Origin of the sequence: Streptomyces sp. NPDC051822 (assembly GCF_044452745.1) — a bacterium.
GTDB lineage: Bacteria > Actinomycetota > Actinomycetes > Streptomycetales > Streptomycetaceae > Streptomyces.
This window is the reverse complement of record NZ_JBITBZ010000007.1, coordinates 1-15221: the sequence shown is the minus strand read 5'-3', so window position 1 is coordinate 15221 and position 15221 is coordinate 1. Positions and strand designations below refer to the sequence as shown.

The 15221-nt window shown below is 71.1% G+C and carries 15 protein-coding genes, 1 tRNA gene and 1 pseudogene; 7 read left to right on the top strand and 10 right to left on the bottom strand.

Annotated elements, in window-relative coordinates:
• Positions 1 to 7: 7 nt before the first annotated feature.
• Complete coding sequence (locus ACIA8N_RS21845; protein ID WP_365785997.1) at positions 8 to 967, bottom strand: HNH endonuclease signature motif containing protein; 960 nt, start codon at positions 965 to 967, stop codon at positions 8 to 10.
• Positions 968 to 1364: 397 nt separating this feature from the next.
• Here ACIA8N_RS21845 and ACIA8N_RS21840 point away from each other — a divergent pair, with 397 nt between their 5' ends.
• On the top strand, positions 1365 to 2333 hold the full coding sequence (locus ACIA8N_RS21840; RefSeq protein ID WP_365785999.1) for a hypothetical protein: 969 nt from the start codon (positions 1365 to 1367) through the stop codon (positions 2331 to 2333).
• Positions 2334 to 2444: 111 nt separating this feature from the next.
• Here ACIA8N_RS21840 and ACIA8N_RS21835 read toward each other — a convergent pair whose 3' ends face one another.
• A complete protein-coding gene (locus ACIA8N_RS21835; RefSeq protein WP_399416754.1) occupies positions 2445 to 2723 on the bottom strand; it encodes a hypothetical protein in 279 nt (92 codons plus the stop codon).
• A gap of 10 nt (positions 2724 to 2733) precedes the next feature.
• Between ACIA8N_RS21835 and ACIA8N_RS21830 the strand changes: the two genes are divergently transcribed.
• The 3 genes from ACIA8N_RS21830 to ACIA8N_RS21820 all read left to right on the top strand — a co-directional run bounded on the left by ACIA8N_RS21830 (position 2734) and on the right by ACIA8N_RS21820 (position 5764).
• Positions 2734 to 3087, top strand: a complete 354-nt coding sequence (locus ACIA8N_RS21830) for a GYD domain-containing protein (protein ID WP_365786001.1) — start codon at positions 2734 to 2736, stop codon at positions 3085 to 3087.
• 893 nt (positions 3088 to 3980) lie between these two features.
• Entirely contained in the window at positions 3981 to 5462 is a 1482-nt protein-coding gene (locus ACIA8N_RS21825; protein ID WP_365786003.1) for an FG-GAP repeat protein, read from the top strand.
• A 119-nt stretch (positions 5463 to 5581) separates the two neighbouring features.
• The gene (locus tag ACIA8N_RS21820) at positions 5582 to 5764 is read left to right on the top strand and encodes a hypothetical protein (protein WP_365786005.1); all 183 of its coding nucleotides are present in this window, start codon (positions 5582 to 5584) and stop codon (positions 5762 to 5764) included.
• A 376-nt stretch (positions 5765 to 6140) separates the two neighbouring features.
• On the opposite strand, the gene ACIA8N_RS21815 is transcribed toward ACIA8N_RS21820, so the two are convergent.
• From ACIA8N_RS21815 to ACIA8N_RS21790, 6 genes and pseudogenes are all read right to left on the bottom strand, one after another.
• Positions 6141 to 6878 (bottom strand): NAD(P)-binding domain-containing protein, encoded by a 738-nt coding sequence (locus ACIA8N_RS21815; RefSeq protein WP_365786007.1) that lies wholly within the window; start codon positions 6876 to 6878, stop codon positions 6141 to 6143.
• Positions 6879 to 6976: 98 nt separating this feature from the next.
• The gene (locus tag ACIA8N_RS21810) at positions 6977 to 7570 is read right to left on the bottom strand and encodes a helix-turn-helix domain-containing protein (RefSeq protein WP_365786009.1); all 594 of its coding nucleotides are present in this window, start codon (positions 7568 to 7570) and stop codon (positions 6977 to 6979) included.
• A gap of 91 nt (positions 7571 to 7661) precedes the next feature.
• Positions 7662 to 8279, bottom strand: coding sequence for an HAD family hydrolase (locus ACIA8N_RS21805; RefSeq protein WP_399416770.1), 618 nt, complete (start codon positions 8277 to 8279; stop codon positions 7662 to 7664).
• A 1195-nt stretch (positions 8280 to 9474) separates the two neighbouring features.
• Entirely contained in the window at positions 9475 to 9885 is a 411-nt protein-coding gene (locus ACIA8N_RS21800; RefSeq protein ID WP_365786011.1) for a hypothetical protein, read from the bottom strand.
• A gap of 59 nt (positions 9886 to 9944) precedes the next feature.
• Positions 9945 to 10307 (bottom strand): annotated as a pseudogene (locus ACIA8N_RS21795) (IS110 family transposase); the annotation flags it as partial.
• A gap of 174 nt (positions 10308 to 10481) precedes the next feature.
• Positions 10482 to 10925 carry an RICIN domain-containing protein gene (locus ACIA8N_RS21790; protein ID WP_365787912.1) on the bottom strand — a complete coding sequence of 148 codons (444 nt, stop codon included), beginning with the start codon at positions 10923 to 10925 and terminating at the stop codon, positions 10482 to 10484.
• Positions 10926 to 11152: 227 nt separating this feature from the next.
• Here ACIA8N_RS21790 and ACIA8N_RS21785 point away from each other — a divergent pair.
• Together ACIA8N_RS21785 and ACIA8N_RS21780 are read left to right on the top strand one after the other, a co-directional pair.
• Positions 11153 to 11237, top strand: a tRNA-OTHER gene (locus tag ACIA8N_RS21785).
• Between the two features lie 500 nt (positions 11238 to 11737).
• Positions 11738 to 12085: a hypothetical protein gene (locus tag ACIA8N_RS21780; protein ID WP_365787910.1), complete on the top strand. Its 348-nt coding sequence runs from the start codon at positions 11738 to 11740 to the stop codon at positions 12083 to 12085.
• A gap of 9 nt (positions 12086 to 12094) precedes the next feature.
• On the opposite strand, the gene ACIA8N_RS21775 is transcribed toward ACIA8N_RS21780, so the two are convergent.
• On the bottom strand, positions 12095 to 12769 hold the full coding sequence (locus ACIA8N_RS21775; RefSeq protein ID WP_399416769.1) for a restriction endonuclease: 675 nt from the start codon (positions 12767 to 12769) through the stop codon (positions 12095 to 12097).
• 617 nt (positions 12770 to 13386) lie between these two features.
• Here ACIA8N_RS21775 and ACIA8N_RS21770 point away from each other — a divergent pair.
• Positions 13387 to 14154, top strand: a complete 768-nt coding sequence (locus tag ACIA8N_RS21770; RefSeq protein ID WP_365787906.1) for an MOSC domain-containing protein — start codon at positions 13387 to 13389, stop codon at positions 14152 to 14154.
• Positions 14155 to 14898: 744 nt separating this feature from the next.
• Here ACIA8N_RS21770 and ACIA8N_RS21765 read toward each other — a convergent pair.
• On the bottom strand, positions 14899 to 15221 hold a 323-nt coding region (locus ACIA8N_RS21765), incomplete at its 5' end, for a transposase (RefSeq protein ID WP_365787904.1).

Here is a 15221-nt window from a genome sequence, read left to right as displayed (position 1 = left end):
ACACTCCCTAGCTGTCCATGGCTCGCTGGTGGGCCGTACAGGCGACCTTGAACAGGGTCTGCTGGAGCTCGTGTCGTGTGGATCCCCGCGTCTTGACTGCGTGGCAGTTCGGGCACAACGCCACCATCTGCTCCGGGTGGTCGCGGCCCCCCTCGGCGATCGGCCGGACGTGGTCGACTTCGAGAATCGGCTTCCCGGCATCGGTGACATCGCGCGGCGTCCCTGAGCATCCAGGGTTCTCGCACAGGCCGCCGCAGCGATCCAGGACGGCCTCCTTGGCCGATTCCCGGCGTAGCGGGACGCTGCTAGTGCGCTGCGCGCGCTGGCCGGGAATCTCCTTCCGCTCGATACGCGCGACAAGTTCCCGGTAGCGGCTCCGGGGAACCGGGAGCACGGGCTCCGGCACCCTCGGCGCACCGGCAGCCGCCCTTTCACACCGTTGGTGGCGGGCATAGCCAGCGGGGAGGGCCTGGTCGCAGACCGGGCAGAGCTTCCCCGGCCGGGGGTGCTCCGATGCCTCCCCTGTGGGCTCCACGATCGGTGCGCCGGCAGACTGTGTGAGGGCGCCCAGGGCCGTGTCAATGAGGGGGCGGAGCCGTCCATAGGTGTGCTCCACCCAGTCAATTGCTCTGACACGTACTGTGCGGGGGAAGGACCGGCTGACGAAGGCGATCTGGGCGGTGCTGTCGTCCAGCGGTTTGGCGTGGATGGTCACCCCGTACTGCGGCAGAGCTCGCAAGATCAGCTTCATCTTCTCCGCTCCGCAGTCCCTCACGGTGAAGACGATCTGCGGAGTCAGCTGGCTACCGGAGAACTCGTACGCGGAGGCGTAAACCGTGTAGCGCAGTCGGCTGTTATTGCCCAGACGAACTGCCCTGCCCTTGACGGCCCAGTGCGGTTGCCGGTCGCTCACCAGACTCAGAAAACGGTCAAGTTCGCGCTCTGCCTTCGTCGGCTCGTTCTTCACAGTCCCCCCGTGCTGATGCGGGGTATTGAAACAGGCGAGGCTGAGCAGGGGAAGGTGCGATCACCTGACGGGACGGCCCGCCTGGGTGACCGAATTCAGCAGCCCGCCGGCGCGGCGGGCCGCCGACGACTGCGGCATCGTCAGCCGCACGTTGGGTAACTGCACCTGGCACCTCCTCGGCCCGCACCCTTCGAACTTTGCGGGGTGATCACACCCGTCTCGTCCGGCTCATCGGCGACTGCCTGACGCCGCGCGACGCCTGCACCGCCGCGGCCGCTGCCGAGGCCCTCTGCTCCCTGGCCGCCCTCGCCGAACCGGCCCGCGAAGCCCTCGCCGCCTACTCACCGCCCACCACACCGAGCACCGCCCCGATGCGTGGGCAAGCCCCCACCCCGAGGTGCGCCGCGCCCACCAGCTGGCCGTCGTGGCGCCGGCCGGACTCGGGGACGAACGTGCCCTGCACAGCCTGCTGACCGCGCTGGACACCGGCACCGACGCCTGGCGCGCGGCGGACGCGGCCGGCCACCTGCCCCAGGCCACCGCCGAACTCGCACCCCGCCTCATCCGGCACCTCGCCGACATCGACCCCTCCCGGGAGCAGCCCGGCTTCGGCTTCACCGCCCTCACTACCGCTCTGTCCAGGCTCGGTGATCCGGCGGCCGTGCTCGCCCTCACCGACGCCCTGCAGGCGGCCGTCCGGCACGAGCAGTGGCACACCGCGCAGGCCGCCCTCAAGGCGCTCGCCTCGTTCGGCACTCGCGCCTCCTCCGCCCTGGACGTGATCCGTCCCCTCACCGAGGCGGACAACCTGACCCTCCGGACGGCAGCGGCGAGCGCCCACTGGGAACTCGAACACCGCCCCGAAACCGTCGTGCCACTGCTCAACGGCCTCCTGGAGCACCACCGGAACTCCGACGCGCTGGACGTCGCCGGCCGGATCGGCCCTCCCGCCGCTCGCGTACTGCCGTGGCTGCGACAGACACTGGCCGGGCAGGTCGAGGAGAACACGCGCAACGAGCAGAACGGCTCAGCCGTGCTGAACGACTCGTGGACCCTCGTCCACGCCGCGGCGGCCCTGTGGGACATAGGCGGCGACAGCGAGGCCGACGCCGTGGTGCAGGCGCTGCGGGACGCCTGGAAGGACAACGAGGCCACCGCACCCACGGTCGTCGCGTGCCTCGACCGCATGGGCCCGGCCGCACGCCCTGCCCTGCCGCAGATCCAGGCGGCACTCGCACAGTCCCACCGCTACGACCAACGCTGGAGCGGCGCCGTCGCTTCCGACCTCGGCATCGTGGACACCTGCCGCACCATCCTGACCCGCCTGCACAGCCTCTCAGAATCTGCGCCCGGCGGGGAGAAGTAGACCCCGCCGGGCCGGTGCAGCGCCGCCGAGGCGGGACGTGGCCCAACGAGCATCCTGCGCAGGTCATGGGAGGAAGTCTTTGTCCAGGTGGGAGCGTGCAGGTCGGCAGGGTTACGGCGCGGGCGTGTAGTGGACGACGGTGGTCTCGCAGGCCTCGGTATACATCGTCAGAGCGTCGGCCTCCGCCTGGTCCGCGGCGAGGTCCCAGCGCAGCTTCATGGCCGTCCACTCGCCGACGTAGCGGCAGTGCGCCTCCGGCAGCGGCGGCATCCATTCGGCCGGATCCCGATCGGCCTTGGCCCGGTTCGAGCGTGCCAGGCCGTTCGGGGGATACACGGGCCGCAGCCGGCGCGTTTCCCGCCCCGCCGGGCATCCCTTGGTGGAACGCAAGGGAGAAATGATGCCGCTCTATCTGTCGAGGTTCAGCTACACACCGGAAACGTGGGCGAGGCTGATCGTCCACCCCGAGGACCGAGCCAAGGCCGCTCAGTCGTACATCGAGTCCGTCGGCGGGAAGCTCCACGGCTTCTGGTACGCCTTCGGCACCCACGACGGCTACAACCTGTGGGAAGCCCCCGACAACGTGTCCATGGCCGCCGTTGCGCTGGCGATCAGTGGAGGCGGCGCGCTCAGCTCGTTCGAGACGACAGTTCTCCTGACCGTCGACGAGACCATGGATGCCCTGCGTAAGGCCGAAGGAGTCCAGTACCGGGCGCCGGGCGCGTACCGGTCAAGGACCGACGGTTCTCGGTGACGAGACCGGTGATTCGCCCAGGCGTGGTCTTTCGCGGGGCGATCCGCCGGACTGGGACGACGAACTTCCGCGGAAGGCGAACGGTATGAGAGCCGTGCACGGCCAGCCTCAGGCCGACCATCCGCGCCAGGCCGCCGCCCCATCCGCGACACTTCGATCCTGGCGGCCCGCCCGTCGTTCTCCCACTGGTGCGCGCTCAGTTTTGGCTCGTGGCCGGATCGGTCTTCTCCGCTGACCTGTACGCCGACGACCGGTGCGAGCCGCATCGCGTCCGGTGACGGCATCCGCGACATCGATCGCCTGTTCCGGCTGTCCCGTCAGGTTTCCGTTACCGAACGCGCTCCTGTCGGTCAGGCGGCCGGCTGCAGTCGGACGCAGCATCGTCCGGGACCGGGTCCAGGCATGCTTCGATCGCTGTCTCGTCCAGGCGAAGGAAGCCAGCCCTGTGCGGCAAGGGCCGCGGAGGGCGGCGTCGTAGCAGCCAGTCCTGCCGGGAGACCGGGTGACCGGTCGGCGGGCAACAGAAGTCCGCGAGGACAGTTGATGTCGTTCTGGACGGTGCTCCGTAGGCGATCGGGCTGCCGTGTCCGAGGCGGGAGTGACAGCGTCGGTGTTGCAGCGGTGCAGCGGTGCCGCGGTGCAGCGGTGCAGCGGTGCAGCGGTGCAGCGGTGCCGCCAGCGGAACGCGTCGAGGAGGGCCTCGTACTCGCTGGACCAAGCCGACGTTCCCCGCCACTGCCCCCTCGCTGCGATGGGTGTGAACCACTGGTGAACAGGCGGGGATCGAGGTGGAGATCCCATGTTCCTTCTCTCGCGAGGGGCAACCTCCAACCCGTCTTGATGATCATGTATGCGGCCCCCCGCGTCCTTTCCGTCCTGAGTCTGGAGCAATCTTGCGCACACGCATCCTGGCCGCCGCCCTGGCCGTCGCCACCACGGCCGCGGGCCTGTCCCTGGGCATCGCCCCCACAGCGAGCGCGGCCACCTCCGTGCCCGATGACTTCAACGGCGACGGCGTCGCCGATCTCGTGGTGGCCACTCCCCAGGCTCCCGCCGACGGTCACATCAACGCCGGCTCGGTCACCGTCCTTTACGGTTCTTCGGGCGGCGTCTCGCCCGACCGATCGACCACCCTCACCCAGAACTCCGGCGGCGTCCCCGGCGACGCAGGCTCCCACCACCTGTTCGGCGCCACACACGCCAGCGGCGACCTGGATGCCGACGGATATACCGACCTCGTCGTCGGCGCGCCAGGTGAAGCGGTGCCGTACAGCGGTGAGTACGGCACGGTCACGGTGTTGTGGGGTGGCCCGGGCGGCCTGACCGGCGACGGCATATCGATGGTCAGCCCGTACGCCACCAGCGAGTGGTCATCCGAGAAGGACTACGGCAAGAAGATCGCGGTCGCCGACCTGGACGGCGACGGCGTCCCGCAGATCGCCACGCTCAGCCGCACCAACCTGTGGGCGTACGACGACCTGGTGGGCCGCACGGCACCCACCGACGCGGCGCGCTTCCACAACTACAACGCCTCCATACAGCCGCGCACCCTCACCGCCGCCGACTTCACCGGCTCCGGACGCGCCCAGCTCGTCGTCACCGGGCCGGAGAACTGCAACGGGACGACGGGCGGCTGCCAGTACACCGCTGCCTTCACGTGGAGCGACAGCGGCCTGCAGGAGCTCTGGTTGCCGGACCCGGGTGCCGACGCCGCGGGTGCGAACGAGGCGCCCACCGTCTCGACGGCCGCCGGGGACGTAGACGGCGACGGCTATGCCGACCTCGTGACCGGCCACGTCCCCGCGTCGGCTGTCACGACTGGCGAGTACTCGGACGCGGCGGGCTTCGTCCACGTCCGCTACGGCAGCGCGGACGGCCTTGGCGCCCACCGCACCGCCACGCTCGACGCCCCGGGCGGGAGCCGGTCCGGTGACAACTTCGGCGCGTCCGTAGCGGTCGGCGACGTCACGGGCGACGGGTACGACGAGGTGGCCGTCGGGGCGCCGGGCAAGACGGTCCGAGGTGTGTCGCAGACCGGCGCGACGGTTCTGTTCCCGGGCACGGCAACCGGCCCGACCAGTGCCGGCGCCCAGGTCTTCCACCAGAACACCGACAGCGTCCCGGGCACCGCGGAGGCGGACGACTGGTTCGGCTCCGCCGTGGACATCGCCGACCTCGACGGCGACGGCGCCGCGGACGTCACGATCGCGGCGAAGGGCGAGGACGTCGTCGCCGGATCGGCGCGCGACGGTGCCGACTGGGTGCTCCGCGGCTCGGCGGCCGGACTGACGACGGCCGGTGCGACCTCGTTCAGCGCGCAGGACGTCGGCCTCACCGCCCCGAACGCCGAGTTCGGGTCGGTCCTGGGCGGCTGACCGCCCACAGCGCGGCATGAGGGTCGGCTATCGCGGGTCGGGGCCCGCGGTAGCCGCAGGACAGAGCCATCCGACGCACGCCACTGCCGCCGCAAGCGACGGTGCGGCGAGCGGCGCGGGTGAACTTCCCAGCCGCGGCCAGGGGCCAGGCCGCGCGCGACCTCACCGCCGCAGCCGCCGTCGGCGTCCTCACCGTCGATGTCGGATACCGCTTCCTGCTCGCCGACATCGCCAAGGCGCACGACCGCATCGACTCCGGCGGCCGCGGCCGCGGCCGTGTACTGGTCGACATCCCCCAGTGAAGAAGCTCCGGCGTGGCCTCCTCATCCCCCAGCAGCCGAGCGTGAGGGCGCTGCGGGCGGGGTGGAAGCCTCCGCCGCCGGTTCGGGAGCCTGTGTGTCGGGCACGGTGCGGCGGCCTGGCAGCACGGCCGCTGCACCGGCGAGATCGAGGTGGGAGCTCATGCCCAGCTCGAACCGGCCGTTTCGGTGACCGGGGTGCCGTGGCTTGGTCCCCGCGGCGCGACCGGGGCTGAGGCCGACCGGGACGCGGTGGTGCAGGTAAGTGATGACGACCTTGCAGAAGTGAGCGCCGCTCTTCGCGTTTCTCGTGTGTGTTCGTGGCGTACCAGTGCTGCCGCCTCGTGCCGATGCGTGCGCGAGAGCCGCGTCGGGTGACTCAGCGGTGGGCGGCGCGGTTCATCTCGACGATGTCGTCGACGGTGGGGTTGGCCGGGAGGACGGCGAAGCGTTCCGGGAGGCTGTCGCGGATGGCCGCGTCTTTGACGCGGTCGGCCGCGGCCAGGGCCGCCGGCAGCTCGTCGTGGGTCAGCTCGGTGCAGTAGGCGGGGCCATTGGGCTGCTGGCGCCAGGAGTCGGCCAGTCTGCCGGCGTCGTAGGGGTCGAAGCCGGTGTCGTCCACCAGGCGCATGGCCACCTTCCGCGCCTCCTCGGAGTCGCCGGCGACGGGGATGGCGAGGCGGCCGGGTGTTCCAGCCGGAACACCCTTGGTCCGCTGGGTTTCGGCCAGCGCGGCGTTCCACGCCTTGACCACGGGGCGGCCGAGCAGCTCGGAGGTGTACACGCTCTCCACCTGGCCGTTGTCCACCGCCTCGATCGGCTCGCTGAGCATGCCGGGGTAGTAGTTAGAGGTGTCGATGACCACCGTCTCGTCGGGCACCGACGCGAACAGGCCGGCCAGCTTCCCCGCCGCCCCGAACGGGATCGACAGGACGATGACGTCCCGCCCCCGGACGGCGACGGCGAGGTCCGCCGCGCGGGCCCCGGACTCCAGCACCTCCGCCCGGACGGCCGCGGGGCCGCGGGCGTCGGCCACCTGGACGTCATGACCGGCTGCGGCGAGCTTGGCGGCGAGATTCCCACCGATGGCACCAGCGCCTATAACAGTGATTTTCACGATTTGTCCTTTAGAGGGTTGCGCTGCGTCTGGGGCAGCGTCGTGTAAGGGCTGTGAGGTGGCCGCCCGGCGGAATGCAGGGCAGGGGGCTTGGTGGTTCAGGCCTGGGTGTCCCACAGGCGGTAGCCGCTCGCGATGAGGGTCCGGAGCCGGTCGAGCGACTCTTCCTCGATGCCGGTGCCCTTGATCCAGGCGACGGAACAGGCCGCGAGGAACAGGTCGTACCCCTGCACCGAGGCGCGCACGCGCCCCGCGCGCTGCGCGGCGCGCACGTACTGATCAGTGGCGGTAATGAGGATGTCGCAGGGAATCGTGAGCGGATTGTCCGGATCCTGGGCCCGAGCCGCGGCCATGAGCGGGTCCGGCAGTCCACTGAAGGCGCTGAGGTACTCCTCCATCGCCCGCAGCCACCGCTCCAGCGCCTCGGCGGCGTCGCCGAGCTGCTCGATGCCGGCCCGGCGGGCCACGAACTCCTCGGAGCGCGTCTGCAGCACGGCCGCGAGCAAGGCCTCTCGCGTGGGGAAGTGCCGGTACAGCGTGGCTGGTCCGACACCCGCCTCCTTGGCCACAGCCTCCAGGGAGGTGCCGACCCCGTGCTGCAGGAAGTGACGCTGGGCCGTCTCCAGGAGGGCCGCACGGTTGCGCTGGACATCGGCACGGGGCCTGCGTCCCGGCTGCCCGCTGGCGTTCATGGGTGCTCCGGTCTCCTGCGATTCTGCGGCCGCACCTAAAACGGATGCCGCCTCCGTATGTGGACGAGCGTAAACCGGAGGCAGCATCCGGTCAAACGGCAGCGCTCCCGGATCCGCTACAGGCAGGGCTGTGGCACTGGATGGCGTGAACCTCCGGCACCGAGGGCCGCTCGGCCAGGCCGGTTGCCCCGTACGGTGCCCGTGAACCCCTGGCGCGCGCGGCGCCCCGCCCATGACCGCTGCCCGCCCGGGTTGTCGGCGCGTGAGTGCCCTGGTGGGAGTATCCGCGCGCCGATGGCCGTGCTGCTTCGGGCGAGGGATGGTGGCGGTGCGGGGTGCCGACGGCGGCTGCACCGGACGCCTGGTCGACCTCGGGGCCGGTGGACTGTCCAGGGGGTGGTGCGGACGTCGATGACGTCCATCTGTGCGAAGTGGGCGGCGCTGATGCCTTCTCTGGTGTTTCGTAGGCCAGGCAGCTGGCGGGGTTCAGGCCGAGGCGGGATGCCGCGGCGAGGTAGGCGTCGGGGGCAGGTTCGAGGCAGGCGACGTCTTCACGGGCGACGATGATGGGGAAGAGCAGGTCCAACCCGGTCACGGTGAGTCCGGCTCGTACGACGCGGCCGTCGTTGGCGGACGCCACCGCGACGAGGCCGGTGCGCGCGGCTGCGCACACGGCCGGGCCGGGGCGGAGCGTGTGGACGCCGGCCAGCCAGTGGGTACGGGCGGACGTCGTCCTGGTCGGCCTGGACCATCGGATACTTGACCTGCGCGGTGAGCTGCACCGAGCACGTCGAACCGTCCCCTCCCAGCCGCGCGCATCGACGCGACCGCACGGGCCGACTCGCAGCCCCGGGTACGCCGACGCCGGAAGCGCCAGGCGGCGGCCACCGGAGGCATCAGCGTCGAGACCCGCGCCCGGTCGGCTGCACCGCGCCGGCGGGTACCACCGACGACGGGCGGTTTCGCTGCCTCACCGTGCATCTGCCCCGGCGCACGCGCAGCGGCTCGTCTCGGCGACGCCGGCGCCAGCGCCCGCGAACTGCGCGGGTTCACGGGCCGGGCCGGCGGGCGCTGACGAACTCACCCCCAGCCCGGGTTGCTTGCGTGAGCACCCGGCCATCGCCGCCGCCTTCGTCCGCGGACAGGGCTCAGAGGAGCTCAAAGGAACTCGCGGGGTGTCGCACCGTACGCGCCTGTGGCCTCCCGTGGGGAGCCGGGAGCCGGGAGGCGGGAGCCGGGAGGCGGGCGCGGCCCGGCCCCTGGCGGGCGACGCGGGGCCGGATCGGCGGCCCACGCCGCAGGGTGGGCTGCGGGGGCCGCTTGCGGTCCAGCCTGCCACCGGGCCGGTCCGGTACGCCAGAGGGGTGCACGTACCGGCCTCCGGCATATGCAGGCCCGGCTGCCGCCGGACCGCGCGCCGCTGGTCTGCGGTCAGAAAACGGCGGTGTCGGTCCCGCTGTTCTCGGGGAGGCGATGGGACCGGCACCAGCCCCAGTGGCACCCGCCCTGTAAAGGGGTGTCCAGGACGCCCCTACGAACCTCACCGGCCCCACAAGATCCTGATGGGCCGACAGCACGGAACCTGACCTCCACGGGCGCCCGCGAAGCCCGACGACCGGACGGCTGCCTCCCACGTCCGGGGTACACAAGGCCGACCGGGAGCCGACTGCCGACTCGGCGCCCCGCCTAACCCCGGGAAGTCCGCGCACCGACTCGCCTGGTGGCGCGACCGCCGCCGACAGCTCTCGCTGCTCCGCAGCCGGGGTCAGTGACCGTGTTGTGGGGAAGTCTGCTGCTGGGGGACGGCGCCCGGCACCGCCCACCACCAGGCCAGCTGCTCATCGGTCACCAGGCAGACACCTCACGTTGCTACGCCGTCAAGTCAGGCCGCCAGAGCGGTGAGGTCAAGCGCCTTCGTCGTCGAACATGGCCTCTTCGATTTCGACGAGCTCGTCGTGGGTCAGCCGGTGCGGGCTCCAGTTCCGGCTTCGGGCGTGCCGGATGAACCGCTCGTCCAGGGTGGCGTGGTAGCGCTCGACGTAGTGGGCGAGGTCCGAGTACCAGAACCACTGACCGTCGGTGAGCAAGGACAGTCCGCCGATCAGCTCGCGTTCTGGGCTGAGGGCGTCGTGAACCCCAGACCCGGTGACGGCAAGGGCCGCTCCTTCGCGCAGATAGCGTGCGAGGGACTTCTCGTCCTGGCCTCCCTCGTCACGTACGGCAGCATGAAGCGAGGGCCCGTCAGGCCGACCATGCCCGATTTCCCGGAAATCGCCGACGAAGCGGTCTGAGACGGATGGCTGGCTGCCGCTCATGCCTCGGGAGCCTAGCCACCCGAGGCATAGGTCCTCCTGGTCTTTTCCGGGGGCCGGGGCTATGCAGCCTGCGCTGCGTCCTCGATCCCCACCGGGTAGGCGGCTGACTCGTCGAAGTGCTGTCCGTGCTGGAGGCAGTGGTAGAGCTGTCCGATCATGCGGTTGATGAGGTTGCGCTGGGCGGCCGCGTGCCAGTCGCCCTGTTCGCGCCGGCGCCAGTAGTGGGTGTTTGCCCCGGCCGATGCCCGAAGTGAGGCGAAGGCCCAGAGGTAGCCGGCGTGGTTGAGCCGGTCGTTCTTCACCCAGCGTCTGGTGATGGCGGACTTCTTGCCCGAAGCCCGGGTGATGGGTGAGGAGTCGGCGTAGGCCTTGAGGGCGCGGGCGCGGGCGCCGGCGAAGCGGGTGCGGTCGTCGCCGATCTCGGGTTCCGGAACGCGGACGAGTGACGCCCGCGCGGGCATGGGTGACGAGGAGGCTTTCACCCGACGCACTAGCCATGTCGGCCGCCAGACCCGGGCACAGCCACTCACGGCACCGGCACGGCCCACACCTGGGTGTGGGCCGTGCCGGTGCCGTGACGCTGTACGGCCACGCCTCTACTCCATGAACTGCAACCTCCACGCCTGCTGCTGGTCCTGAACCTCGAGCGGCCGCAGGGCCACACGGGGCGGGAAGATACGCAACAGGCTGAGGTCCAGGGCCAGCTCCTCGCCGTCTACGGGGCCTCCGGGGACGACGACGTGGAAGGTGAACGGCTGCGCGCTCTGGTAGAGCGCCCATTCACGCGGCTCGGGGTACCCGACGACCGGCTTGTTCACCTCCGGCTCCCCGTCGAAGGACAGGTATGTTTCGCTCCTGAGGTTGCGGATCGTGCAGTTGCCGTTGCTGAGCACCTCTAGCTGCCATTCCTGCTCGCCGGGGGTGCCGGTGGGCGGGAGCAGCACGACGGGGGTCTTGGGCTCCGACGCCCCGCCCTCCATCGTGAGGAGCTGCTCGCCGCGGCGGGTGATCTGGTAGGTGCCGCTCGGTACAGATGCCAAGACTGACTCCATTTCTGACGTGCGGCACCCACGCGGAGTGCCGCCGATCCTTCAGGTCGAAAGATCACTTCCCCACCCGCACACGACGAAGATCGCGGACCCCCGGAGTCACCCTCCAGGAGTACGTCCACGGCCCGGTGATGTTCGTAACCCTGGCCCTCGGGCGTGTGTGCTCGCAGCCTCAAAAAGAGGGCGCTCTCCAGCCGGTGAGCACGTACGCTGCCTTCGGCCATGCATCGTCCAGCGGCCCAGGACACCGCACTCGGGTTCGCCCCGATGCGGAAACCCCGGTTCGAATCCGGGTGCCCGCCACCTTCGCCCACGATCCCTGTACGGGCCGGTCCGTGAGCGGGGGGCCGACCGACTGGCGTGTGGCGCCCAGATCCGGTCGTCGGCATGTACGAGTGCCTTGTCCGAGGCTGAGACGCCGTCACCCCGGCCGTCCGGGAACAGCGAGCGCTGAGAGACCGGCGCCATGCCGTCCAGCTCGATGCCTTGCACTGCGCCCCGCCGGCGACCGTCCCCGGCCTCCAGGTCGTCCGCCTTGCTCGCGGGCACGCCCAGCGCTTCCAGGAACACGAACAGCCTCAACCAGGATGGACTCCTGAGGTGTCCTGGCAACGTCGCGAGGTGCCACTGGACCAGGTGCTGCGAGCGGGTCAGGAGGTGCCTGGTCCATGGGCTCCATCTCGCCCTGCTACAGCTGCGCCTGACCGTCCTTCGCGGTATCTGCCCGACGAGGGCCGGGCTGCGGGCGGAGCCGAGGGCGGGCAGGATCGGTGTCTTGGGGGGCCGAAGGGAGTGGTGAGGCGATGCCGACGGGGTCGCAACCGGAGCGTACGCCCGACGGGCGCTACATCGTCGTCGACGGCCGCCGCTGGCGTGCCACCGATCCCGACATCCCTCCGGAGCCCGCCGGGCGGCTGCGCGGCCATCTGATGGCGGCCCGCCGAGGCGTGGCGGCGGCGCGGCGGAAGGACGACACGGAGGCGGAGCGGGCGGCACGCGCGCGCGTGCACCAGGCGAAGGTCGCTCTCGGTGAACGCGGGGACCCCTGGTGGGAACAGAGCACCACCGAGCGGACCGCCCGCTGGCGGGACGGGCTCAAGGCCCTCGACGCCGCCGCCGATGCCGCCGGTGGGGCCACCGATGACAGGTGATCCGGGGTCTCAGGCGACCGGTGCCGTCGGGTCCGGGCTGAGCGCGTCCCACGGGGCCGGGGTGAGCTGGTCCGTCCACGCGGCCAGCGCCTCGCCGTCCACGCAGATGATCCCGCAGGTGGCCGCGTACTCGGCGGCGGGCGCCGTGAACGAGCTGGTGGTCACGACCACGGCGACATCCGCCTCGTGGATGGTGAAGCAGGTGCCGCCGAACCTCTGCAGGTCCTGGGAGCCGACGCGGTTGTCCTCCGCGTAGTGCTTGCACTGGAGCACGACCCGCCGCCCGTCCAGGGTCACCGCGACCACGTCGGCGCCCAGGTCGCCCGCTCCGCCGACCACCTCCACCGCGGTGCAGCCGTCCCGCGCGCAGAGCGCGGCGACCGCGTGCTCGAAGCCGTCGGCGTCGACCGCCGCGTGATCGAGGGCCTCGGCTCCGACGTCGGGCACGTCCGGGGCGGGGGCCGGGTCGTCCGGCAGGCCGGCGGGACGCGCGCTCGCGCGGTTCCGTACGGGTGCCCTCCCGCGCCGGGTCACCGCGAGTCCGACCGCGAGGACGCCCAGGGCGGCGACCGCCACGAGAACAGCGGCCGGGACACCCGATCTGCGGTCTCCCGCCACTTCCGCCGTCTTGAGGAAGAGGGCCAGCCCGCCCGCGCATATCCCTAGGAGACCGACCGCCAGCACCAAGTCGCGCCACACTCGCGCCCGGGGGCGCCTCGCCCCACGCCTGTCCTCCCCGGTCGCCCTCATCCGGGCCCTCCCCTCGTCGCTCGACGGCTCACGCGCGCCGAAGCCCCGACCCGGAGGGGTCTCGGGGGCCGTGTCGCTCCCGGGCCGCGGGTCGGTGCTGCGGCGTCCCCTCCGAGAAGTCGATGTTCCCGACGGACGCCGCCTATCCGTGAACGCGCCCTCGAAACCCGACTGGGAGGAGTCGGCCGGCGTCCGCCACTCCGCGCGCATCCGCGGGCAGCGTCCACCCACCAGAAGCCTGGAACCCCCCCCGTCGGCGGACGGACGGGCGCCCTCCCGGGACTCTGCGCTCACGGACGAGGTCTGCGGGAGGAAGCTGCCCCGGTCCGACAGCTACCCCGTCTCCGGCCGCTCCTCAGGTGGGTCAGCCGCGAGATGGCAGGAAGACGCCCACGGGTGACCTGGGACTTACTGGATCACGCCACCGGCCGACATCAGAATGACCGCGTGCGCGACGCGTACGACACGCACGCCTCGAAAGCGGAGGGTCCGGTGCGCCGTCCCCGTTCGCTCCATCCGACAGCGCAGTCCGGGACCCGAAAGAGAAACACGTGCACCTTCGAGAAATCTGGCGATTCCCCGTCAAGTCCATGCGTGGGGAACAGCTGAAGAGCGTCGAACTCACCGACAACGGCCTGACCGGTGACCGGCACGTCCACGTCCGGGACTCACGCGGCCTGCTGACCGCACGGGTGCGCCCCCGGCTGCTCGGTCTGTCGGCGACCACGGCCGAGGACGGCGGGGTGCTGGTGAACGGGCACCCCTGGGACGGACCGGAGACCGCGGAATTGATCCGCGGCGCGGCCGGCCCCGACGCGGAGGCGGTGCGCTACGCCGGCCGGGAGAGGTTCGACGTCCTCAACCTGACCGTCATCACCGACGGGGCCGCCCAGGCCCTCGGCCACGACCCGCGCCGGCTCCGGTCCAACCTGGTGATCGGCGGCGTCCCCGGCCTCTCCGAACGCGACTGGCCCGGCCGTACCCTGCGCATCGGTGACGCCGTCATCGGCGTCCTCAAGCTGCGGTCCCGCTGCGTCATGACGACGGTCGACCCGGACACGGGCGAGCGGAACCACGATGTCCTGCGCGACATCCACCGGCTGTACGACGGCACCTTCGCGCTGGACTGCTGGGTGGCCTCCCCAGGCACCGTCACCGAGGGCGACGAGGTCCGGCTCACCGACGAGGAGTGGCCGGAGCCGGTCCGCGGCGGCTGGATCGTCGGGGCGCCGTACGTCGTGCCCCCGGGCGCGGCGGGGCGGACCGGCGAGGGGGTGCGCGCGACGCGATCATCGCTCCCGGGGACGGACGTGTCGTAGTGAGATCGGCCGATGTTGGGGCCGTGGGACGCGGCGTCGGATGAGGGTCAGGTCCCGGCCCAGCGGTCCGCGTTCAGCGCAGCCTGTTCCAGCAGGGCGGCGGCGGGCGTAGGTGCGATCTCTCGGTTCTGTGACAGTGAAGTGAGAGACGGTGAGGCTCTGTGCGTTGGCGCAGGTCAGTGTCGGTTTCCCGAGTGGAGCGCACTGTCATGGGTGTGGGAGATCGCGGCGATTCCACTGACACAGGGCGGTATGCGTGCAGGTGGCGCACTGACACGAAACCGAGAGATCGCACCCTTGAAATCGGCGGCGATTCCGGAATCAAGGCCGATCCGGTCTTCTGATCCCGGCCGTGCCCGATCCGCCCGAAGGCGGCCGGTTCGCCCCTGCGCTGTCGTCCCCGGCAGCTCGGTCGTACAACCTTTCGGCATCCTCATGGGTCTCCCGGGTGTGACGGAACCTCCGTCACACCCGCATCTCCTTTCGCCGGAGCGGACGGGGCCTGCAGAGATCGACCTACCCCGTCCGGCGCGAACGGTCGCCACCCCGTGACTTCCTATCCGCGCCGGACGGTGCTGGGGAGCGGGGGTCCGGGGGCCGACGAGGCCCTCGTGACTACCGGACCCAGCCACACACAACCCACCAGGCCGAAAGTCCCCACAGTCCCTCGCCGGAGTCGATCCGGCGGGGGCCTGTTCTGCGTTCTGGGCGACCGTGCCTCAGAGGTCGTTTTCGTCCGATGTTTCATCCTGAGATGGGATGTTCTGTGGTCTTCTTCGGGTCGCGCCAGGAGATGGTGTTCTCGCTGGTGAGGCGGCGGGCCATGAGGCTGGTCATGGCGAGGTGGATCAGGGCTTCTGAGCGGGTGGGCAGGGTTTCGTAGTCGCGGGCCAGGCGGCGGTTCAGCATGAGCCAGCCGTAGGTCCGCTCGACCGCCCAGCGTTTGGGGATGGGGGTGAAGCCCCTGGTCCCGGGCTTGCGGGCGGTGATCTCCATGTCGATGCCGAGGGTGGCGGCGTGCTCGATGAGGTGCTGGCGGTAGCCGCCGTCGACCCATACCTTGCGGA

Coding starts and splice junctions, on each gene's coding strand:
- ACIA8N_RS21830 (WP_365786001.1), top strand. CDS start 2,734: ATGCCGCTCTATCTGTCGAGGTTCAGCTACACACCGGAAACGTGGGCG.
- ACIA8N_RS21810 (WP_365786009.1), bottom strand. CDS start 7,570: ATGAACGCCAGCGGGCAGCCGGGACGCAGGCCCCGTGCCGATGTCCAG.
- ACIA8N_RS21800 (WP_365786011.1), bottom strand. CDS start 9,885: ATGAGCGGCAGCCAGCCATCCGTCTCAGACCGCTTCGTCGGCGATTTC.
- ACIA8N_RS21780 (WP_365787910.1), top strand. CDS start 11,738: ATGCCGACGGGGTCGCAACCGGAGCGTACGCCCGACGGGCGCTACATC.